Annotated in this window: 17 protein-coding genes; 5 read left to right on the top strand and 12 right to left on the bottom strand. The window is 68.8% G+C overall.

Translation table 11 applies throughout. From position 1 onward, the window contains the following. Positions 1 to 128: 128 nt before the first annotated feature. The 3 genes from ACFWV3_RS37205 to ACFWV3_RS37195 all read left to right on the top strand — a co-directional run bounded on the left by ACFWV3_RS37205 (position 129) and on the right by ACFWV3_RS37195 (position 6,815). Positions 129 to 3,836, top strand: a complete 3,708-nt coding sequence (locus tag ACFWV3_RS37205; RefSeq protein WP_382418608.1) for a multifunctional oxoglutarate decarboxylase/oxoglutarate dehydrogenase thiamine pyrophosphate-binding subunit/dihydrolipoyllysine-residue succinyltransferase subunit — start codon at positions 129 to 131, stop codon at positions 3,834 to 3,836. An 80-nt stretch (positions 3,837 to 3,916) separates the two neighbouring features. Next, the gene (locus ACFWV3_RS37200) at positions 3,917 to 4,096 is read left to right on the top strand and encodes a DUF6104 family protein (RefSeq protein WP_382418606.1); all 180 of its coding nucleotides are present in this window, start codon (positions 3,917 to 3,919) and stop codon (positions 4,094 to 4,096) included. Between the two features lie 55 nt (positions 4,097 to 4,151). Next, entirely contained in the window at positions 4,152 to 6,815 is a 2,664-nt protein-coding gene (locus tag ACFWV3_RS37195) for an NACHT domain-containing protein (protein WP_382418604.1), read from the top strand. A gap of 4 nt (positions 6,816 to 6,819) precedes the next feature. On the opposite strand, the gene ACFWV3_RS37190 is transcribed toward ACFWV3_RS37195, so the two are convergent. The 10 genes from ACFWV3_RS37190 to ACFWV3_RS37145 all read right to left on the bottom strand — a co-directional run bounded on the left by ACFWV3_RS37190 (position 6,820) and on the right by ACFWV3_RS37145 (position 18,534). Continuing rightward, positions 6,820 to 7,812, bottom strand: coding sequence for an aldo/keto reductase (locus tag ACFWV3_RS37190; RefSeq protein WP_382418602.1), 993 nt, complete (start codon positions 7,810 to 7,812; stop codon positions 6,820 to 6,822). A 55-nt stretch (positions 7,813 to 7,867) separates the two neighbouring features. Further along, complete coding sequence (locus ACFWV3_RS37185) at positions 7,868 to 8,752, bottom strand: hypothetical protein (protein ID WP_382418600.1); 885 nt, start codon at positions 8,750 to 8,752, stop codon at positions 7,868 to 7,870. Between the two features lie 367 nt (positions 8,753 to 9,119). Further along, positions 9,120 to 9,998 carry a hypothetical protein gene (locus tag ACFWV3_RS37180; protein ID WP_382418599.1) on the bottom strand — a complete coding sequence of 293 codons (879 nt, stop codon included), beginning with the start codon at positions 9,996 to 9,998 and terminating at the stop codon, positions 9,120 to 9,122. 69 nt (positions 9,999 to 10,067) lie between these two features. Then, positions 10,068 to 11,201: an imidazolonepropionase gene (gene hutI, locus ACFWV3_RS37175; RefSeq protein ID WP_382418597.1), complete on the bottom strand. Its 1,134-nt coding sequence runs from the start codon at positions 11,199 to 11,201 to the stop codon at positions 10,068 to 10,070. Further along, on the bottom strand, positions 11,198 to 12,472 hold the full coding sequence (locus ACFWV3_RS37170; protein WP_382418595.1) for a formimidoylglutamate deiminase: 1,275 nt from the start codon (positions 12,470 to 12,472) through the stop codon (positions 11,198 to 11,200). Before ACFWV3_RS37170 ends, hutI begins: the two co-directional genes overlap by 4 nt. Next, positions 12,469 to 13,638: an allantoate amidohydrolase gene (locus ACFWV3_RS37165; protein WP_382418593.1), complete on the bottom strand. Its 1,170-nt coding sequence runs from the start codon at positions 13,636 to 13,638 to the stop codon at positions 12,469 to 12,471. The genes ACFWV3_RS37170 and ACFWV3_RS37165 overlap by 4 nt, the downstream gene beginning before the upstream one ends. Before the next feature lie 197 nt (positions 13,639 to 13,835). Next, positions 13,836 to 15,476, bottom strand: a complete 1,641-nt coding sequence (gene hutU, locus ACFWV3_RS37160) for a urocanate hydratase (RefSeq protein WP_382418591.1) — start codon at positions 15,474 to 15,476, stop codon at positions 13,836 to 13,838. Then, positions 15,476 to 16,981, bottom strand: coding sequence for a histidine ammonia-lyase (hutH, locus tag ACFWV3_RS37155; RefSeq protein WP_382418589.1), 1,506 nt, complete (start codon positions 16,979 to 16,981; stop codon positions 15,476 to 15,478). Before hutH ends, hutU begins: the two co-directional genes overlap by 1 nt. A 75-nt stretch (positions 16,982 to 17,056) precedes the next feature. After that, positions 17,057 to 18,010 carry a hypothetical protein gene (locus tag ACFWV3_RS37150; protein ID WP_382418587.1) on the bottom strand — a complete coding sequence of 318 codons (954 nt, stop codon included), beginning with the start codon at positions 18,008 to 18,010 and terminating at the stop codon, positions 17,057 to 17,059. Then, positions 18,007 to 18,534, bottom strand: coding sequence for a SigE family RNA polymerase sigma factor (locus tag ACFWV3_RS37145; protein ID WP_382418585.1), 528 nt, complete (start codon positions 18,532 to 18,534; stop codon positions 18,007 to 18,009). The genes ACFWV3_RS37150 and ACFWV3_RS37145 overlap by 4 nt, the downstream gene beginning before the upstream one ends. 113 nt (positions 18,535 to 18,647) lie before the next feature. Here ACFWV3_RS37145 and ACFWV3_RS37140 point away from each other — a divergent pair, with 113 nt between their 5' ends. Both ACFWV3_RS37140 and ACFWV3_RS37135 read left to right on the top strand, forming a co-directional pair. Continuing rightward, on the top strand, positions 18,648 to 19,433 hold the full coding sequence (locus ACFWV3_RS37140) for an IclR family transcriptional regulator (RefSeq protein WP_330850530.1): 786 nt from the start codon (positions 18,648 to 18,650) through the stop codon (positions 19,431 to 19,433). Between the two features lie 448 nt (positions 19,434 to 19,881). Beyond that, positions 19,882 to 20,151, top strand: a complete 270-nt coding sequence (locus tag ACFWV3_RS37135) for a hypothetical protein (protein ID WP_382418582.1) — start codon at positions 19,882 to 19,884, stop codon at positions 20,149 to 20,151. Positions 20,152 to 20,202: 51 nt separating this feature from the next. On the opposite strand, the gene ACFWV3_RS37130 is transcribed toward ACFWV3_RS37135, so the two are convergent. Beyond that, entirely contained in the window at positions 20,203 to 21,099 is an 897-nt protein-coding gene (locus tag ACFWV3_RS37130) for a glycine betaine ABC transporter substrate-binding protein (RefSeq protein ID WP_382418580.1), read from the bottom strand. Beyond that, the gene (locus ACFWV3_RS37125) at positions 21,096 to 21,761 is read right to left on the bottom strand and encodes an ABC transporter permease (protein WP_382418579.1); all 666 of its coding nucleotides are present in this window, start codon (positions 21,759 to 21,761) and stop codon (positions 21,096 to 21,098) included. The genes ACFWV3_RS37130 and ACFWV3_RS37125 overlap by 4 nt, the downstream gene beginning before the upstream one ends. Between the last annotated feature and the right edge of the window lie 3 nt (positions 21,762 to 21,764).

Below are 21,764 nucleotides of genomic sequence, written 5' to 3'. Positions count from 1 at the left end.
GATCGATCCTGTGACCGAGCACTCCTTGCCAGGTGCCTCCAGCGTGTGAAGGCCCGTGCCAGGGGGACTAACCTGATGACCGCATGAGTCAACACCAAGAGCGAGATGGATAGAGGCGAGCGCCAGCCGTGTCCAGCAGCAGTCCTGCGTCACAATTCGGGCCGAACGAGTGGCTCGTCGAGGAGATGTACGAGCAGTTCCTCGCGGACCCGTCATCCGTAGACCCGGCATGGCATGACTTCTTTGCCGACTACAAGCGTGCGGGCGGCAACGGCAGTGCCGCCGCCACGGCGACCGCGGGTGGTTCGACCACGACCGCGACCGTGACGCCGCCGGCGGCCGACAACGGCAAGCCCGCGCCCGCCGCCGCACCCAAGCCTGCCGCGCAGCCGCAGCCCAAGCAGGCGCAGCCGAAGCAGGCGGCCTCGTTGCCGTCCACCGGCAAGCCCGCGCCGCAGCAGGCCGCCAAGGCCAAGCCGGTCACGCAGAGCGCCGAGCCCGAGCAGAAGCAGCTGCGCGGTGCCGCCGCCGCGATCGCGAAGAACATGGAGCTGTCGCTCACCGTTCCGACCGCGACCAGCGTGCGCGCCGTGCCCGCCAAGCTGCTGGCCGACAACCGCATCGTCATCAACAACCACCTGAAGCGGACGCGCGGCGGGAAGGTCTCCTTCACGCACGTCATCGGCTACGCGGTCGTCCGGGCGCTGCAGGCGTTCCCGAACATGAACCGCCACTTCGCCGAGGTGGACGGCAAGCCGTTCGTCGTCACGCCGGAGCACGTCAACTTCGGCCTGGCGATCGACCTGCCCGGCAAGGACGGCAACCGCACGCTGGTCGTCGCCTCGGTCAAGGGCTGCGAGAACATGACGTTCACGCAGTTCTGGCAGGCCTACGAGGACCTGATCCGCAAGGCCCGCACGGGCGCGCTGACCGCCGAGGACTTCGGCGGCACGACGATCTCGCTGACCAACCCCGGTACGATCGGCACGAACCACTCGGTGCCGCGTCTCACCGCGGGTCAGGGCACGATCGTCGGCGTCGGCGCGATGGAGTACCCCGCGCACTTCCAGGGCACCAGCGAGCAGGCGCTCACCGACATGGGCGTCAGCAAGATCATCACGCTGACCAGCACGTACGACCACCGCATCATCCAGGGTGCGGAGTCGGGTGAGTTCCTCAAGCGGATCCACCAGCTGCTGCTCGGCGAGGACGGCTTCTACGACGACATCTTCGCGTCGCTGCGGCTGCCCTACGAGCCGATCCGCTGGGTCGCGGACATCCCAGAGGGCGCCGTCGACAAGACCGCGCGCGTCATCGAGCTGATCGACGCGTTCCGCACGCGCGGCCACCTGATGGCCGACACGGACCCGCTGAACTACCGCCAGCGCAGCCACGCCGACCTGGACGTGCTCAGCCACGGCCTGACGCTGTGGGACCTCGACCGCGAGTTCCCCGTCGGCGGCTTCGCGGGCAAGGAGCGGATGAAGCTCCGCGACATCCTGGGCGTGCTGCGCAACTCGTACTGCCGCACCGTCGGCGTCGAGTACATGCACATCCTCGAGCCCGAAGAGCGCCGCTGGATCCAGGAGCGCGTCGAGGTTCCGCACGAGAAGCCGCCGGCCACCGTGCAGAAGTACATCCTCAGCAAGCTGAACGCGGCCGAGGCGTTCGAGACGTTCCTGCAGACGAAGTACGTCGGCCAGAAGCGCTTCTCGCTGGAAGGCGGCGAGACCGTCATCCCGCTGCTCGACGCCGTCCTGGACAAGGCCGCCGAGCACGAGCTCGACGAGGTCGTCATCGGCATGCCGCACCGCGGCCGCCTGAACGTCCTCGCGAACATCGTCGGCAAGCCGATCTCGCAGATCTTCCGCGAGTTCGAGGGCAACCTCGACCCCGGCCAGGCGCACGGCTCCGGCGACGTGAAGTACCACCTCGGTGCCGAGGGCAAGTACTTCCGCATGTTCGGCGACGGCGAGACCAAGGTGTCGCTGACCGCCAACCCGTCGCACCTCGAAGCCGTCGACCCGGTCCTCGAGGGCATCGTCCGCGCCAAGCAGGACATGCTCGACAAGGGCGGCGACTCCTTCCCGGTGCTGCCGGTCGCCATGCACGGTGACGCGGCGTTCGCCGGTCAGGGTGTCGTGGCCGAGACGCTGAACCTGGCGCTGGTCCGCGGTTACCGCACCGGTGGCACGGTCCACATCGTCGTGAACAACCAGGTCGGCTTCACCACTGCGCCCGAGCACTCGCGCTCGTCGAAGTACTCGACCGACGTCGCGAAGATGATCGGCTCGCCGGTCTTCCACGTGAACGGCGACGACCCCGAGGCCTGCTACTGGGTCGCGAAGCTCGCCGTCGAGTACCGCCAGGCGTTCGCCAAGGACGTCGTGATCGACATGGTCTGCTACCGCCGCCGCGGCCACAACGAGGGCGACGACCCCTCGATGACGCAGCCGGCGATGTACGACGTGATCGACCAGAAGCGCTCGGTGCGCAAGACCTACACCGAGTCCCTGATCGGCCGCGGCGACATCACGGTCGAAGAGGCCGAGAAGGCGCTGCAGGACTTCTCCAGCCAGCTGGAGCACGTCTTCAACGAGGTCCGCGAGCTCGAGAAGCACCCGGTGACGGTCAGCCCGTCGGTGGAGGCAGAGCAGCAGGTCCCGGCGAAGCTGCCCACGCACATCAGCCGCGAGGTGCTGGAGAAGATCGCCGACGCGCACGTCGACCTGCCGGAGGGCTTCACGCCGCACGCGCGCGTCAAGCCGGTGCTCGACCGCCGCGCCAAGATGGCGCGCGAGGGCGGCATCGACTGGGCGTTCGCGGAGCTGCTCGCGTTCGGCTCGCTCGCGATCGAGGGCCGCAACATCCGCCTGGCCGGCCAGGACTCGCGCCGCGGCACGTTCGTGCAGCGCCACGCGACCCTGATCGACCGCAAGACCGGCGACGACTACACGCCGCTGCAGAACCTGTCGCCGGACCAGGGCAAGTTCATGGTCTACGACTCGGTGCTGTCGGAGTTCGCCGCGCTCGGCTTCGAGTACGGCTACTCGGTCGCGAACCCGCAGGCGCTGGTCCTGTGGGAGGCGCAGTTCGGCGACTTCGTCAACGGCGCGCAGCCGATCATCGACGAGTTCATCTCGTCCGGTGAGGCGAAGTGGGGTCAGCGTTCCGACGTCGTGATCCTGCTGCCGCACGGCCACGAGGGCCAGGGCCCCGACCACACGTCGGGCCGCATCGAGCGCTGGCTGCAGCTGTGCGCAGAGGGCTCCATGACCGTCGCCGTCCCGTCGACCCCGGCGAACTACTTCCACCTGCTGCGCCGCCACGCCCTCGACGGCGTCGACCGCCCGCTCGTGGTGTTCACGCCGAAGTCGATGCTGCGCCTGAAGGCCGCCGTCAGCGGCACGGACGAGTTCATCAACGACCGCTTCCACTCGGTGATGGACGACCCGACGATCAAGGACCCGAACGCGGTCACGAAGGTCCTGCTGTGCAGCGGCAAGATCTCCTACGAGCTGCACGCCGAGCGCGAGAAGCGCGGCGGCGGCGACGTGGCGATCGTGCGCGTCGAGCAGCTCTACCCGGTCCCGGCCCGCAAGCTGACCGAGACCCTGGAGCGCTACCCGAACGCGAAGGACATCCGCTGGGTGCAGGAGGAGCCGGCGAACCAGGGCGCCTGGCCGTTCTACGGCCTGGCCCTGCCGGAGCTGCTGCCCGAGCACCTGGGCACCGTCCGCCGCGTGTCCCGCCGCCCGATGGCAGCCCCGTCGGCCGGTTCGAGCAAGGTGCACGAGGTCGAGCAGCGCGAGATCATCACGCGCGCGTTCGAGTAACCCCCGTCTGAACGAAACGAGCCGCCGGATCCACACGGGTCCGGCGGCTCGTTTTTCCAGCCCCCACAGGAGTTTTCGCCATGTACCACACCGATCGCGGCATCGAGGAGCTCGAGAAGCGGCGCGGCGAGGAGGAGGTCACCTTCGCGTGGCTCGCCGACAAGCTGCGGGAGTTCGTCGACACCAACCCGGAGTTCGAGACCGCCGTCGAGCGCTTCGCCACGTTCCTGGCGCGCGACGACGACGATTTCGAGGACTAGTCACCCTCGAGGCGAATAGTGTCACGCGCCCTGGGTTCCACACGATGAGCGGCGCATGGGGAAGATCCTCGGCTTACTCGCCGCCGCCATCGGACCACCAGTCGCGACCTATGTGGCGTTCCTGCAGGCCTGGTCGAAGGCCAATCCTGTGCTCGCGCTCGTGGTGCTCGCGGCCTACGAGGCAGTGGTCCTGGGCTTCGGTTTCGTGAGCAAGCTCGTCGGCCGCACGGCCGACGAGCTGAGCAACAAATGGAAGGACCCGCTCTCCAAGGCGATCGATGAGGGCACCCGGCGCCGGCTGTCGAGGTTCGAACGCCGTTACCGCCAGTCGGTGCTGGGCAACCTGAGGTTCATCGATCTCAAGGGCCTCGCCACCATGGGCTTCTACACGCCCGAACTGGACGAGGTATTCGTAGACGTCAGCCTTGTGCACAGCGAGCCGACCAAGGTGCCCACGGACATTCTGGGCCGCCCGCAGGTCCAACCAGACCGCCACTTCATAGGCGACCTGATCGACCGCCCCAAACCCGTGGTGCTGGCCGTGATCGGCGCGCCAGGCTGCGGTAAGACAACCCTCCTGCGGCACACGGCTCTACTCGTGTGCCGCACGCGACGCCGCCGCCGTCGCATCCCGATCCTGCTCTACCTGCGAGACCACCTCCAGGCGATCACGAACGGCACCGCTCTGCCCGACCTGATCGACTGCAACGCCCCCACTGGTTGGTTCGAGCGCAAACTCCGAGCAGGCTCCTGCGCGGTCCTACTGGACGGTCTGGACGAGGTAGCCGACCAGGACAACCGACGTGCCGTCTCGGACTGGGTCGAACGCCAGGTGGCGCTCTACCCGCTGAACGACTTCGTGATCACGTCCCGCCCGCACGGCTACCAGACCGCGCCGATCTCAGGCGCCGACATCGTGCAGGTCCGCGGCTTCACCGACCAGCAGGTGACGCGGTTCGTCCGCGGCTGGTACCTCGCCTTCGAGCAGCGCAGCACCGGCGAGAAGACACCGGACATCGCCCGCCGCGCCGAGCAGGAAGCGAGCGACCTCCTCGAACGCCTCCATCAGAACACCTCGCTCTACGAGCTCACTGTGAACCCGCTGCTGCTTACGATGATCGCGAACGTGCACAAGTTCCGCGGCGCGCTACCGGGCAGCCGGGTCGATCTCTACAGCGAGATCTGCCAGGTCCTGCTGTGGCGCAGACAGGAAGCCAAGAAGCTCGTCTCGGAGCTGACGGGCGACCAGAAGATGAAGCTTCTCGACGGGCTCGCCTACTCGATGATGATTCGTCGACGCCGTGACATCAGCCGAGACCAGATCAACCTGGAACTCCGTTCCTCTCTGCGTCGCACGACACAAGGAATGAACGTTGAAGAGTTCCTCGCGAACATGACATCGTGCGGCCTTTTGCTTGAACGCGAACGTGACGTCTTCGCTTTCGCCCACCTGACTTTCCAGGAGTACCTCGCCGCTCACCACATCCGCGAGAAGCACCTGACGCGGACACTGAGCGACAACGTCGACAACGTGTGGTGGCGCGAAACGACACTCTTGCACGTGGCCCGCGCCAACGCGGACCCGATCGTCCAAGCCTGTCTCGACTCCGGATCTGTCGTAGCGTTGTCGCTGGCGTTCGACTGCGCGGAGCAGGGGAGCGAACTCGCGCCGGAACTCCGCTCCAGGCTCGACCGACTGCTGGAAACGGTGCACGACTCACGCGCGAACACCGACGTCCGCAACTTCATCACCCGCGTCGTGCTATCCCGGCATCTGCGCAGGCTCGTACGCACCGACGCAGGAACGCACATCTGTATGGAACCGGTGCCGTCACGAATCTATCGACTGTTCCTGGGCAGCGGACCGCATAGCGCACCAGAGGTTCCGCTCGGTAATCCCGACGAACCCGCCAGGAGCATGTGGTTCGGCGACGCACTTGCATTCGTCGACTGGCTCAACCGAACTGCGGCGTCTGAGCTGACCTTTCGTCTACCCAGGGTGAAGGAGCTGACGTCGTCACCACTCGCTGCAAAGCTCAACTCGTTGTCCGCGTACACCGCCGACGCGGGCTGGCAGGTTCAGCACTCTCACTTCAACGTCTCCGGACAGGAGGTGCAAGAAGACCTGATCGACGACTTGACGGTGCTGTCACAGGTCTCCGAAGTTTGTTACCAGGTCAGAGACGCGCAGGCCTGGATGCCCCGACCAGTCGGTCATACCACCATGACAACACTGAGACTCCTGAAACTGCCCGTCGAGGCATCACCAACCAGGAACATCGAAGATCAGGTCGGCGTCGCATTCAGCCTCGCCTCCCCGAATCATCCGGGCGCGATGCCGAAGGCGAGGTTCACCGAAAAGTTCAACCGAACATTCTCGAAACTGATCGAGAGCCCGAATCTCCCGACACTGTTCGTCGCGCCACGCGACAATTACTCCGAGATAATCCAAAAGACACAGGAAGCCCGGTTGAGCAGATGGGGCGAGGAACGACTGCCCGACTTCATGAAAGCTGTGACCACGGCATTCATCGAGCGTCGTCCCCTCAATTTCCAGGGCGCAGCAGAGTTGCGCATCCTCGCCGTCTGCCTGGCATACGAAACTGATCCGCCCGACAGAGCAAGATTTCAACAACTGGCCGCCGGCGTGTCGATCATGCGCCGACGCGCCGACGGCAGACTCAACAGGAACGAAACCATCATCCTGGCAACGGGCTAACGGTTCACCAGGCGTACGCCTCCGGCGCCGGCTTCGCCCCGTTCGGCCCCGGCGCCGGGAACAGCTCGTCCAGCTTCGCCAACACCTCAGCGTCCAACTTCAACTCAGCCGCACGCAGCGAGTTGTCCAACTGCTCCCCGGTCCGCGGCCCGATGATCGGCGCCGTGACCCCGTCCTGGTGCAGCAGCCAGGCGAGCCCGACGTTCGCCGGGTCCTCCCCCAGCTCGGCGCACAGCTTCTCGTAGGCGTCGATCCGCTCCCGGTTCTTCTCCAGCGCATCGGACGAACGCCCGGAAGCCGACCGAGAAGCCCCACCCTCACGCTGCTTGCGCAGAACGCCACCCAGCAGCCCACCGTGCAACGGCGACCAGGGGATCACGCCAAGCCCGTAGTGCCGGGCCGCCGGCAGGACCTCCAGCTCAGCCCACCTGGTCATCAGGTTGTAGATCGACTGCTCGGACACCAGCCCGAGGAACCCGCGGGTGCGCGCGGCCTCCGCCGCCTGGGCGATGTGCCAGCCCGCGAAGTTCGACGAGCCGAAGTAGATGACCTTGCCCTGCTGGCGCAGCACGGAGAAGGCTTCCCAGATCTCGTCCCACGGCGTGTCCCGGTCGACGTGGTGCATCTGGTAGAGGTCGATGTAGTCGGTCTGCATCCGCTTCAGCGACGCGTCGGCGGCGCGGCGGATGTTCAGGGCCGACAGCTTGTTGTCGTTGGGCCAGTCGCCCATGCTGCCGTACAGCTTGGTGGCGATGACCGTCTTCTCGCGCCGGCCGCCGCCCTGGGCGAACCAGCGGCCGATGATGTTCTCGGTGACGCCCTCGCCTTGCTTCCAGCCGTAGACGTTGGCCGTGTCGAAGAAGTTCAGGCCGTGCTCGTGGGCTCGGTCCATGATCGCGTGGCTGTCGGCCTCGGACGTCTCGGGACCGAAGTTCATCGTGCCGAGGCACAGTCGGGAGACGGACAGGCCACTGCGGCCGAGGTTGGTGTACTCCATGCCCCTCACCCTGCCCCTCGCGCACGTCCGGTGCCACGTGGAGCTGCTCCAGCTGCTATTCCCACTCCCATTTGATGCCGTGCACGTGGCCCGCGTGCGCCTCGGGCACGAGCAGGTGCGCGGCGGAGGTCGTGCCGATCCACAGCTCGCCGGTGTCGACGTCCTGCGCGTCCAGCGCGGGGCGGCTGAAGCTGTGACAGCGCACGGGAACCGCGTCGGGGTGGAACTCCACTTCCAACACGTAGTTGCGCAGCGTGCGGAGGAACGTGCGGTCGGCGGAGACGCTGTCCGCTCCGGGATCGGAGATCAGCCTCAGGTCGACGAGCGCGGTGTCGCCCGCGCGCAGCACGCGGTCGAGGATGATCTCGGCGACGAGCAGCTTGCGGTCGTCGTCCCTGCGCACCCTGCCCACGCGGCACGACCTCTCGGCGGCGATGTCGCCGGGTGAGAGGTCGGTGTCGTCGGCGGTCTTCGCGATGAGCATGCGGTCCACGCCGTCCTCGAACGCCTCGATCACCGCGCTGCTGCGGATCTCGACCTCGCGGCGGTCCTGGCCGATCAGGACGCGGTCGCGCACGCTCAGGTACCGCGCCGGGGCCGGTAGGAGCTTGTCCACGCGGGCGATCTCGCGGCCCAGGTCGATCGCCGCGTCGCCCCAGATGCCCTCCAGCGCCGTGGTGCGCTCGACCCAGCGGCCGCGCGGGCGGCGGTCGCCCAGCCTGCCGGTCAGCGCGCCCGGTGAGAGGCGCAGGATCTCCTCCAGGGCGGCGACGGCGGCGAGCGACTCGGGGCGTTCCGGACGGCTGCGGCCGCGGCGCCAGTAGCTCAGCGTCGACTGGCTGACCTGCAGGCCGCGCTGCTCGAGGTGGTGCCGGATCCGTTCCAGACTGAGGCCGCTGACCTCGACGGCCCTCGCCAGTTCCTCCGCGAACTCCGGCACGCTCGAATGCTACGGCGGGTGATCACCACCGGGCACCGCCACAGTTTTGACAGATTTGACGACTGAAGTTTCGAACCTGTTATCGGGAACCCGACTCGCGTTAGTTTCTTGGTGTTCACCCGTTGATTCCCGACCAGGAGGACCCCGCGTGAACTGGCCGAACGCGGCGACGCACATTCTTGACGCGCGAATCAGGAATGTGTGTGCCGAATTCGGGAATCGCATGGTGAACAGCTGAACCTGCCGTCGCCGCACCCCTGCAGCGGCGACGGCCGTCCCAGCGCCCTTGATGCAGAAGGCCGAATGCGGCTCGGCCGAGCGCATCGCGGAACTGGGGGCGCTTGCGGTGGGAGTGGGAAGTAGCGGCCTACTCCCACTCCCACCGCACTCCATAGATCCCGGGCTTCGAGTTCCGCACGTGGATGTGCGTCGAGGCAGTCGTCCCGATCCACAGGTCGTTCAGAGCCGTCTCCGGCTCGTGCAGCGACGGCCGCGCGAACTGGAAGCACCGCGCCGGCACCGCGTCCGGGTGGAAGTCGATCTGCAGCACGTAGTCGCCCACCGGGCGCAGGAACCGCCGGTCGCAGACCTCGCTGTCCGCGCCGGGCCTCATCCGGACCCGGTAGTCGACCAGTGCCGTCTCACCGGCCCTCAGCACCCGGTCGAAGAGGACCTCCGCGACGAGGAACCCCGTGGCGTCCTCGCTGCGCACCCGCCCGAGCCGGCACGGCGGACCTGCCTCGATCGACGCGACGCCGAGGTCGGTCGGGTCGGCGAGCTGGATGGCGAGGAACCTGTCGACGCCGTCCTCCAGCGCCTGCACGATGCCGGTGCAGTGCATCTCGACCTCACGCCGGTCCGGCCCGATCACCTGCCGGTCCTTCACGCTCAGGTACGTCGACGCCGTCGGCTGCAAGCGGTCTATCCGCGCCATGACCTCGCCGAGGTCGGTGGCACGCGAGTCCCACATGTCCTCGAGCGACATGGCCTGGCCGACCCACCGCCCGCGCGGGCGCTTGTCGCCGAGGCGATCCGTCAGGAAGCCCTCACCGAGGCCGAGCAGCTCCTCCAGGGCGGTGACGACCTTCAGCGACTCCGGCCGCTCCGGCCTGCTGCGGCCGCGACGCCAGTAGCTCAGCGTCGAGAGGCTCACCTGCATGCCCCGCGCGGCCAGGTGGTGCTGCACGCGTTCCAGGCTGAGACCGCTGTCGTCCACGGCTTTCGTCAGGGCCTCGGCGAAGTCCACGACGCCACCGTACGGCCCTCCCGCCCTCCGCCAGTAGGCCCACACGGAGGGTCGTCACCCGGCCGTGTCCTAGATCGACCTCTCGCCTCGGCGCCACACGGCGTACGTCAACGGGACGCCCGGCCGGTACGCCAGATGCGTGACCGAAGGCGCGTCCAGCACGTGCAGATCCGCGCGTGCACCAGGCCTGATCACGCCGACGTCGTCGCGTCGCAACGCCCGCGCGCCTCCCGCCGTCGCGGCCCAGACGGCCTCCTCGACGGTCATCCGCATCTGCAGGACCGCTGTCGTCACGCAGAACGCCATCGACGAGGTGTAGGACGAGCCGGGGTTGCAGTTGCTGGCCAACGCAACTGTCGCCCCGGCGTCGAGCAGGGCGCGGGCCGGGGGCAACGACTGGCGCGTCGACAGGTCGCACGCCGGCAGCAGCGTCGCGACGGTCCCGGACGACGCCAGCGCGTCGACGTCCTCCGCCGACAGGTACGTGCAGTGGTCGACGGAGGCCGCGCCGAGCTCCACAGCCAGCCGCACGCCTGGGCCTTCGCCGAGCTGGTTGCCGTGCACGCGCAGGCCGAGACCCTTCGCCTTCGCCGCCTCCAGCACCGCCTTGGACTGGTCGTAGTCGAACGCGCCCTTCTCGCAGAACACGTCCGCCCAGCTCACGAGCGGTGCGACGGCGTCGAGCATCGCGCCGCGGACGAGGTCGACGTAGGTGTCGGCGTCCTCGCCGGGCGGGACGAGGTGCGCTCCGAGGAACGTCACCTCGTCGGCGTGCTCGGCGGCGATGCGGGCGGACCGCACCTCGTCGGCGACGGTGAGGCCGTAGCCGGTCTTGGTCTCGACGAACGTCGTGCCTTGTCGCAGCGCCTCGGCGACATGCTTGCGCACGACCTCGGACAGTTCCACGTCGGTGGCGGCACGGGTCGCGTTGACGGTCACGGCGATGCCGCCCGCGGTGTAGGGCTTGCCCGCCATGCGCGCACCGAACTCGGCGGTGCGGTCGCCCGCGAAGACCAGGTGGGTGTGGCTGTCGACCCAGCCGGGCAGCACCGCACGGCCTTCGACGTCGACCCGCTCGTCCGCCGCCGGAGCCTCGGAGGCCCTGCCGACCCAGACGATCTCCGAGCCGTCCACGACCAGCGCGTCGCCGGCGGACTCGCTGTTCGTCGTCAGCTCACCGATACCGGTGATCAGCACGCTCATGCCCACAGCTCCTCGATCGCGTCCGCCAGCAGCCTGCCGACGTCTCCCAGAGTCTCGTGCACGCCTTGGGACGCCACGACCTTGCCACCCACCACCACGGTGTCCACATCGGACGCCGTCGCGGACAGGAAGACCTGCTGCGGCAACGATCCCGCGGTGCGCGGTGTCGAGCAGCTGATCGCGACGAGGTCGCAGGGCGCGCCTGGTTCGATGCGCCCGCCGTCCCAGCCGAGTGCGGAGTGCCGGGTGGCGGCCTGGAGCAGGTCGTCGAGCGAGAACCGGCCGCGCTGACCGGTGCGGAGGCGTTCGCCGTGCTCCAGCGCGCGGGTCTCCAGCAACGGGTCGACCACCGCGTGCTGGTCGCTGCCCAACGACAGCGGGCTGCCCGCGTCGGCCAGTTCACGGGCCGGCCCGATGCCGTCGGCGAGGTCGGCCTCCGTGGTCGGGCAGAAGCACGCGCCCGTGCCGGTGCTGCCGAGGGTCGCGATGTCCTCGGGCGTCAGGTGCGTGGCGTGCACCGCTGTCGTGCGCGACGACAACGCTCCGGCTTCGTGCAGCAACTGCGTCGGCGTGAGTCCGTAGGCGGCGAGGCAGGCCTCGTTCTCCGCGGGCTGCTCGGACAGGTGGACGTGCAGCGGGGCGTCCGGGAACGCCTGCGCCACCGTCGAGAACTCGGCCCTCGGAACCGCCCTGACCGAGTGGATCGCCGCTCCGACGCGCATCACCTCGTCGGACTTCAGCTCGCCGACCCTCGACGCCCACTTCTCCGCGGTGCCGTCGGAGAACCGCTGCTGCACCTCGTTGACCGGCTGGTCGATGCCGCCCGCGAGGTAGCAGGTGTCGAGCAACGTCAGCCGGATGCCCGCGTCCTTCGCCGCCTCCCGCAGCGCGTACCCGAACTCGTTCGACCTGTCGTGCACGTAGTGGAACTCGCCGACAGCCGAGACGCCGGCGAGCGCCATCTCGCCGTAGACCGCGCGGGCGAGGCGGTAGTACGACTGCGGGGTCAGTTTGGACGCCAACGCGTACATGCCTTCGCGCCACGTCCAGAACGTACCGCCGCCGTCGTGCGTCCTGCCGCGCAACGCCCGGTGGAACGCGTGCGAGTGGGCGTTCGCGAAGCCCGGCACGACAACACCGTGCAGCCTCCGCACACCCAGCGGGATCGTGTCCACTGTGGACACGCTTGCGATCCTGCCGTTCTCGACCCTGACCAGCACGCGTTCGGCGAGCCCGCCGGGCAGCCAGGCCCGCTCGCACCAGTAGTTCACGAGCCGAGGTGTTCGATCGTGGCGGCCAGTGCCCTGACGCCCGCATCGACGTCGGCCTGCTCGGCGAACTCCTCCGGCGCGTGGCTCACGCCGGTCGGGTTGCGCACGAACAACATCGCCGTCGGCACGTGCGCGGCGAGGATGCCCGCGTCGTGGCCCGCACCGGTCGGCAACGCCGGGACGCCGCCGAGCGCGTGCGCGATGTCGTTCTTGAGGCTCTCGTCGAAGTACACCGTGTCGCCGTACGACTCCTCGGCGATCCGCAGCTCGCAGCCCTCCTCCTCGGCAGCGTTGTGGGCGGCCTCGGAGATCTCGGCGACCATCGCACGGGTGCGCGCGTCGTCGCTGTCGCGGGCGTCCAGCCAGACGTCCACAGTGGACGCGATGACGTTCGTGCCGCCGGGGTTGGGCACGATCCGGCCGACGGTCGCGCGGCCACCGTTTCTGGCGGCTTTCCGTGCCGCGAGAACGAGTTGCGAGGCCGGGAGCATCGGGTCGCGGCGGTCCTCGATCAGCGTGGCGCCGGCATGGTTGCCCTCACCTCGGAAGCTGAAGCGCCACCGGCCGTGCGCGAGGATGCTGCTCGCCACGCCCACCGGCACCGTCAGGCCGCGGCCCTGCTCGACGTGCAGCTCGACGAACTGGCCGATGCGGTCCAGGGTCTTCTGGTCGCGGCCGACCTGGTCCGGGTCGTAGCCCGCCGCCTTCATGGCCTCGGCGAGCGTGACGCCGTCCGGGTCCTTGAGGTTGAGCGCCTTGTCCTTGGCGATGGCACCGCTGAGCAGGCGCGAACCGAGGCAGGCGACCCCGAACCGGCCGCCTTCCTCCTCGGCGAAGACGGCGATGGCGAACGGCCTGCGCGGCGTGAACCCCTTTGCTTGCAAGAGATCCACGGCCTGGAGCGAGGACGTCACCCCGAGCGGCCCGTCGAACGCGCCGCCGCCGGGCACCGAGTCCAGGTGGCTGCCGGTGACGAGCGCGTCGTCGCCGCGCTCGCCCCACCAGGCCCAGAGGTTGCCGTTCTGGTCGGTCTCGACGTTGAGGCCGCGCCGGACGGCCTGCTCGACGAACCAGTGCCGCAGCTCGAGCTCAGGGCCGGCGTAGGCGTGGCGGGAGTAGCCGCCGCGCTGGGCGTCCCGGCCGACGTCCGCGATCTGGTCGAGCATCACGCCACCCCCGGCAGGCTCGCGCAGGGGTCCCCCCGGAAGGGGTCCCCTGATTCAATTATCCCAGCGAGGTCTGACAGTTTCGGCGCCCTCACGCCGGGGGCCTCCGGCGACACCGACGCTCCTGGCACGCTCGCGCAGGGGTCCCCTCCCAGGGGTCCCCCGATTTCAATTATTCCAGCGAGGTCTGACAATTTTCAGCCCTCCATCGGGATGCGCACGCCCTTGTCGGCCGCCACCGACCTGGCCTCGTCGTACCCGGCGTCCACGTGCCGGATCACGCCCATGCCGGGGTCGTTGGTCAGCACGCGCTCGATCTTCTGCGCCGCCAACGCTGTCCCGTCCGCCACCGTCACCTGCCCGGCGTGGATCGACCGCCCGATGCCCACGCCGCCGCCGTGGTGGATCGACACCCACGTCGCGCCCGAGGCCGTGTTGACCAGGGCGTTCAGCAGCGGCCAGTCGGCGATCGCGTCGGAGCCGTCGGCCATCGCCTCGGTCTCGCGGTACGGGGAGGCCACCGAGCCGCAGTCCAGGTGGTCGCGGCCGATCACGATCGGCGCGGACAGCTCGCCCGAGGCGACCATCTCGTTGAACTTGAGGCCCGCGAGGTGCCGTTCGCCGTAGCCCAGCCAGCAGATCCGGGCGGGCAGGCCCTGGAACTCGACGCGCTCCCCCGCCATCTTGATCCACCGGGCGAGCTGCTCGTTCTCCGGGAAGAGCTCCAGGATCGCGCGGTCCGTGGCGGCGATGTCCGCCGGGTCACCCGACAGCGCGGCCCAGCGGAACGGGCCCTTGCCCTCGCAGAACAGCGGCCGGATGTACGCGGGCACGAAGCCGGGGAACGCGAACGCGCGGTCGTAGCCACCCAGCTGCGCCTCGCCGCGGATCGAGTTGCCGTAGTCGAACACCTCGGCGCCGCGGTCCATGAAGCCGACCATCGCCTCGACGTGCGTCACCATCGAGGCGCGCGCTCGCTCCGTGAACTCCTCCGGCTTCGAGGCGGCGTACGAAGCCCAGTCCTCCAAAGCCACGCCCACCGGCAGGTACGCCAACGGGTCGTGCGCCGACGTCTGGTCCGTCACGATGTCGACGGCGACCTCGCGGCGCAGCAGCTCCGGAAGGATCTCTGCCGCGTTGCCGACGACGCCGACGGACACGGCCTCACCAGCGGCTTTGGCGGCCAGAACCCGCTCGATGGCCGCATCCAGCGAAGGAGCGACCTCGTCCAGATAGCGGGTCTCGACACGACGCTGCGCGCGCTGCGGGTCCACCTCGATGCACAGCGCGACGCCCTCGTTCATCGTCACGGCGAGAGGCTGCGCACCGCCCATGCCACCCAGGCCGGCCGTCACGGTCAGAGTGCCGCGCAACGTCCCGCCGAAGCGCTTGTTGGCCACCGCCGCGAACGTCTCGTAGGTGCCCTGCAAGATGCCCTGCGTACCGATGTAGATCCACGACCCGGCGGTCATCTGCCCGTACATCGTGAGGCCCTCGGCCTCCAGGCGGCGGAACTCGGGCCAGTTCGCCCAGTCCGGCACGAGGTTCGAGTTCGCGATCAACACGCGCGGCGCCCACTCGTGCGTGCGCATGACACCGACCGGACGGCCGGACTGCACGAGCAGCGTCTCGTCGGCCTCCAGCGCCGCCAGCTCACGCGAGATCGCCTCGAACGACGGCCAGTCGCGCGCCGCCTTGCCCGTGCCGCCGTAGACGACCAGGTCCTCGGGACGCTCGGCCACGTCGGGGTCGAGGTTGTTGTGGAACATCCGCAGGGCGGCCTCGGTCGACCACTGCTTCGCGGTCAGCGACGTGCCTCGGTCAGCGCGAACAACCATTACAGGGCTCCACTTCGAATCAGGGCCTCAGCGGCGGCGATCTCGGGGGCGAGGTGGCGGTCGGGGCCGGGGCCCTGGACCGTCTCGCGCAGCTTCGCCACGGCGGCGGCCGTCGCGGGGGCGGGCTTGAGGGGCGCGCGCAGGTCGAGAGCACGCGCGGCGGTCAGCAGTTCGATGGCGAGCACGGTCGTGAGCCCGTCCACGGCCTTGCGCAGCTTGCGGGCGGCGGACCAGCCCATCGACACGTGGTCCTCCTGCATCGCGGAGGACGGAATCGAGTCGACGGACGCCGGCACGGCCAGGCGCTTGAGCTCGGACACGATCGCGGCCTGCGTGTACTGGGCGATCATGTGGCCGGAGTCGACGCCGGGGTCGTCGGCGAGGAACGGCGGCAGGCCGTGCGAGCGCGAGACGTCGAGCATGCGGTCGGTGCGCCGCTCGGCGATCGACGCCACGTCCGCGAGCGGGATGGCGAGGAAGTCCAGCACGTACGCGACGGGCGCGCCGTGGAAGTTGCCGTTCGACTCGACCCGGCCGTCGGCCAGCACGACGGGGTTGTCGATCACCGACGACAGCTCGCGGTCGGCCACCGTCGCCGCGTAGGCCACCGTGTCGCGGGCGGCGCCGTGGACCTGCGGGGAGCAGCGCAACGAGTACGCGTCCTGCACGCGGGTGCAGTCGGGGCCGCGGTGCGAGGCGACGATCTCGGAGTCGCGCAGGAACGCGAGCATCCGGGCGGCGGAGAGGTTCTGGCCGGGGTGCGGGCGCAGTGCGTGCAGCTCGGGCTCGAAGACGCGGTCGGTGCCGAGCAGCGCCTCGACGCTCATGGCGGCCGTGAGGTCGGCGATGTCGAGCAAGCGGGTGAGGTCGGCGATCGCCAGCGCCAGCATGCCGAGCATGCCGTCGGTGCCGTTGATCAGCGCGAGGCCTTCCTTCTCGGCCAGCTGGACGGGTTCGATCCCGGCCTCGGCCAGCGCCTCGGCGGCGGGCACCAGCTCGTCGCGGGAGTTGCGGACCATGCCCTCCCCCATGAGCGCCAGGGCGTTGGCCGACAACGGCGCCAGGTCGCCGGAGCAGCCCAGCGAGCCGAACTCGTGCACGACGGGCGTGATGCCGGCGTTCAGCATCCCGGCCATCGCGTCCACAGTGGACAACCGGACGCCGGTGTGGCCGGTGGAGAGGGTGCGCAGGCGCAGCAGCATCAGCGCGCGCACGACCTCGCGTTCGACCTCGGGACCGGAGCCGGCGGCGTGCGAGCGGATCAGCGACCGCTGCAGCTGGGCACGGCGGTCCGGCGGGATGTGCCGGACGGCGAGCGCGCCGAACCCGGTCGAGACGCCGTAGGTGGGGTGTTCGGCCGTGGCGAGCTGTTCGATGTGGCCACGGGCGGTGGTGACCGCCTCACGGGCCGCCGCGGTGATCTCCACCGGGGCGCCGTCGCGGGCGACGGCATGAACGTCCTCGAGGGTCAGAGGCTTGGGACCCAGCTCCACCGGTTGTCGCATGCAGACATCACAGCGCTCCGGGGCCGACTCAGCGACCCCGGAGCGCGCGATGGTGTCTGGTGGCCCAGACGGGCCTCAGAGGCCCTTGCCGATCCAGTTCGTGTCGGGGTGGCTCATGTGCTGCATGGACACCCGGTTGGCGGTGTCCACCAGGGCGTCGGTGCTCTCGGACTCACCCGCCACGGTGAGCCACAGCCCGCTGTCCTGGACCACGAGCACGCCATGGCTGGTGAGAGCACCCTGCTTGCCCCGCACGGTCACGGGCGAGCCGGACGTCTGCGCGGGCGCGCTCGTCGACAGCGTCACCACGAACTGCTCCGAGCGCCACTGAGACGTCCACCGGTTCGTCGTGCTCCCCCAGATGTCCGTGGCCTGCCTGCCGTCGAGCGAGAACGGCGCCAGGTAGGCGGACTTCGCGTCGGACCGCACCGAGTTCGCGACGCTCATCGCGACGTCCAGCTGCTTGTCCTGGCCGCGCACCGACACGCTGAGCACGTCCTGCGCCTGCCACACGAGCTCCGTGGTCGGGCCGGGCGACTGGCCCGCGGCGGTCCTCATCCACGCCTTCAGGCCGCGGACGCTGGTCTCCACCCACCCGGTGAGGTCGGGCAGCTTCTTCCCGCTGGTCAGGCTGACGCGGGCGTCGCCGGTCTGCTGCGTCGGGTCCTTCTCCTTGATGCTCGCCGGCACCCACACGCGGGTGGTCTCGTCGCCGACGACGCGCAACGTCTCGACGTAGCCTTCCGGCAGCCAGTGCGGCGTGTACTTGATCTCGACGCTCTGCGGGTCCACCGGCATCAGCGCCGCGGCCGCGTTGTCGGAGGTCGGCGGCGAGTACCTGTCGCTGGCGATCATCCCCGCGAAGATCAGGACGGCGACGGCGGCCACGCCCGCGGTGGCGATCAGGAAGATGTTGCTGCGCTGTTGCTTGCGCTTGCGCCGCAGGGCGTTGAGCGTCGGCCCTGGGTGCGGGGTGCGTTCGGCGAGCTTGCCGAGCGCGTCCTTGACCAGCTGTTCGGTTTCGTTCACGAGAGGCCCTCCCCGAGCCGCAACCCGACACCAGCGGGTTCCGGCGTGTGTTCCATGCGGAGTGTGGCCAGCGCACGTGAGATGTGGCTGCGCACTGTTCCCTCGGCACAACCGAGCATCTGTGCGATCTCCGAGTCCTCGTAGTTCTCGTAGTAGCGGAGCACGATCGCCGCCCGCTGTTTGCGGGGCAGCTTCGCGATCCGCTGCAACATGGCTTCCCGCTCGTCGTAGTGGTGCGTCGTGTCGGAGACGGGCGGGGTGACGGACTCCAGGGTCGTCATGCACAGCGCGACGTCCTTGGCGGCCCTGCGTCGGCGCCACGAGAGGTACTCGTTGGTCACCATGCGCTTGACGTAGGCGTGAGGGAGGTCGACTGAACCGATGCGGTCCCACTTCTGCTGCGCACGCAGCAGCACTTCCTGGACCACGTCCTGGGCCAGGTGCGGGTCGCACGTGAGCACGGTGGCATAGCGCAGCAACGGGGTCACCTGTTCTGCCACGAAGTCATCGAAACTCGGTGTCAATCCCGACCCCCTTCAAAACCGTCACACCCCTATGACGCACCTCGGGCCTGTTCTGTTGAGTGTGCCCTGATGTAGTAACGGCGTGGGCTGGATCACGTGGGAAAATCACGGATATGGGCAGCAGCAGTGACGTTCCCGCGCTGCGGCGAGGGCTGGCGGTCCTCCGGCTGCTCGCGGGCAGACCAGGACCCGTCTCCGCCGCATCGGTGGCGCGCGAGCTGAATCTGCCCAGGTCAACGACCTATCACCTGCTCTCGGAACTGACCGAGGCGGGCTTCGCCACCCACTTCCCGGAGGAGAAGCGCTACGGCCTGGGCGTCGCGTCGTTCGAGCTGGGCTCCGCCTACCTGCGCCACGACCCGCTGGAACGCCTAGCCCGCCCGCTGTTGCGCAAGCTCGCCGATCGGATGGAAAAGGTCGCGCATCTGGGTGTCCTGCACGGCGCAGAGGCCCTCTACCTGGTACGCGAGCAGCCCCGCCAACCCCAGACGATCGTGTCCGACGTCGGCGTCCGCCTGCCCGCACATCTGACGGCTTCGGGCCGCGCGATGCTGGCCCACGTGCCTCCCGCCCAGGTCAGGGCACTGTTTCCGTCCGTCGAGTCGTTCGTCGACCGCACCGGCCGCGGCCCGCACAACCTCCCCGCGCTGCGGCGGTTGCTGACCGCCGAACGCCGCCAGGGCTGGGCCGTGGAGGACGGGTACGTGACCGTCGGGTTCGCCTCGGTGGCGGCGCCGGTGTTCGACCACGGGGAGCGGCCGATCGCGGCCATCACGGTCACCTTTCGGCACCTCTGCGACACGCCCTGCGGGCAGACCTGGCCCGACCTGGCCAAGGAGGTCAGAAAGGCGGCCGACGAGCTCACGGTGCGGATCGGCGGGCACGTAGCCACGGGATAGGTGCGCACGGCATCAGCGGACGATCATCGTCCGCATACCGTCTTGGACGCACGAGCTGGTCCGATCGATACAGCCGCACAGCAGGGTTCGCGACTGCTAGCCTCGCGGCCAGCAGCAGATCGGTCCGCACATCGATGAGGAACGCAGTCATGAATCGCACTCGGAGACTCATACCCTCCCTGGTGCTGCGCCTGCTTTTCTACTTCATCGCCGCCTGCTTCGCGTGGCTCGCGCCCTCGGTCTCGCCGTCGCAGGCCGTGAACCACCGCCCGCGCCTTCTGCTCGCCGGATCGATACCAGCCGTCCTCTGCACTCACCAGAACTGATTCCGCTTGCCCTTGTCAACCAGAGTTGACATCGGTGCGGGTCTGGCGGTGGTTCTCTCGGCAAGGGCAGAAATCCGCACACCGCCAACCCGTTCCAGCGGAACTTCCCGAGGAACGGAACCATGCTTCAGCAGAGACTTCTGTCCGCCTACGTCCTGCTCCACGTCGCCGCGCCGACGGTCCCAGCCGGCAAGCTCGACTTGGCAGATCCCCTGCTCGCCAAGTTCCTGCTGTTCGTCATCGCGTTTCTGATCTCAGTCTTGATCGCCGTCGTTGCGTTCTGGCTCGCAAGGAGGTCGACACGGCCCAGCATCGCGGCCCGCTCCGCTGGTGGAGCTTTCGCCCTGACCGCCACGTTATGCATACTCGTCATCGCGAGCTTCCTGCCGTGAAACGGCAGCGGGGCGGACACCCGGAGGTGCCCGCCCCGCCCGACCGTCAGGTCAAATACCCGCCGAAGCGAGCCACTCCTTCGCGACCTTCTCCGGCTCCGGCTTGTCCGGCGCCGCCAGCTTCTGGTTCAGGTCCAGCAGCGTCTTCGTGTCGAGCTTCTTCGAGATGGCGTTGAGGGTGTCGCGCACCTGCTGCGACGCCTTCTTCTCGTTGATCAGCGGCAGCACGTTCTGCGCGGCGAACACGTTCTTCGGGTCTTCCAGCACCACGAACTCGTTGGCCTTGATCGAGGAGTCCGTCGTGAACAGGTCGGCCGCCTGCACCGTGTTGTCCTTCAGACCGGCGACGGTCAGCGGGCCGCCGACGTCGAGGGCCTTGAACTCCTTGAACTCGCAGCTGTACTTGGCCTTGAGGCCGGGCAGGCCGTCCGGGCGGTTCTGGAACTCCGGCGGGCCGCCGAAGACCAGGTCCTTGCAGTACGGCACGAGGTCGTCGATCGACTTCAGGCTGTACTGGGCCGCGATCTGCTTGGTGACGACGACCGCGTCCTTGTCCTCTGCCTCGGACTTGTCGAGCACGGTCAGGTTCTGCGGCAGGGCCTTCTTCAGCGCCGCGTACACCTCGTCGGCGCCGACCTCGGTCGCGTCCTTGTTGATGTACTTCAGGAGCACGCCGGTGTACTCGGGGATCAGGTCGATCGAGCCGTCCTGCACGCCCTTGTAGTACAGCTCGCGGTTGCCGATGTTGAGCTTCTTCGAGACCTTGACGCCCTTGGCCGTCAAGGCTTCCGCGTAGATCTCGGCGAGCAGGCGCGACTCCGTGAAGTTGCCCGACCCGACGACGATCGTGTCCGTGGGCGCCGGGTTGTTGGCGCCGCCCGTCAGCGGGTCACCACCGCACGCCGTCAAAAGCATGACCGCGGCGACGGCTGTCGCGATGCGCTTCATCTCTTTCCTCCGGTTCCAGCTGGACGCAGCCCTGGCGAGACCGTCAGCCGTTGCAGGCCGGCGAAACCCAGGTCGACGAGAACGGCGAGCAGTGCCACGAGCACCGCGCCGGCGAGCATCTGTCCGAACTCCTGCAGGGCGAGGCCGTCGAAGACGAACCTGCCGAGACCACCGGCACCCGTGTAGGCGGCGATGGTGGCGGTCGCGACGACCTGCAGCGCGGCGCCGCGGAAACCGCCGTAGATCAGCGGAAGCGCGTTCGGGATCTCCACCCGCAGCAGCACGCCCGACTCGCGCATGCCGACACCGCGCGCGGCGTCGACGGTCACCGGGTCCACCGCGCGCACGCCGGCGTAGGTGCCGGCCATGATCGGCGGGATCGCCAGCAGCACCAGCGCCACGTACACGGGGAAGTCGCCGAGGCCCGCCCACAGCACCACGAGGATCAGCACCGCCGTCGTCGGCAGCGCCCGCAGCGCGTTGGAGAGCCCGACGATCACGAAGCCGCCCTTGCCGGTGTGCCCGACGAACGCGCCCAGCGGGATCGCGATCACCGCGGCGATCAGCAACGTGACCAGCGTGTAGCCGAGGTGTTCCAGCAGCCGCACCGGAATGCCGGTCGAACCGGACCAGTGCGCGGGGTCGAAGAGCCAGCCACCCATCGT

Origin of the sequence: Lentzea sp. NPDC059081 (assembly GCF_042738015.1) — a bacterium.
Taxonomy (GTDB): domain Bacteria; phylum Actinomycetota; class Actinomycetes; order Mycobacteriales; family Pseudonocardiaceae; genus Lentzea.
The sequence above is the reverse complement of the archived record's forward strand: the minus strand, read 5'-3'. Positions and strand labels throughout refer to the sequence as shown.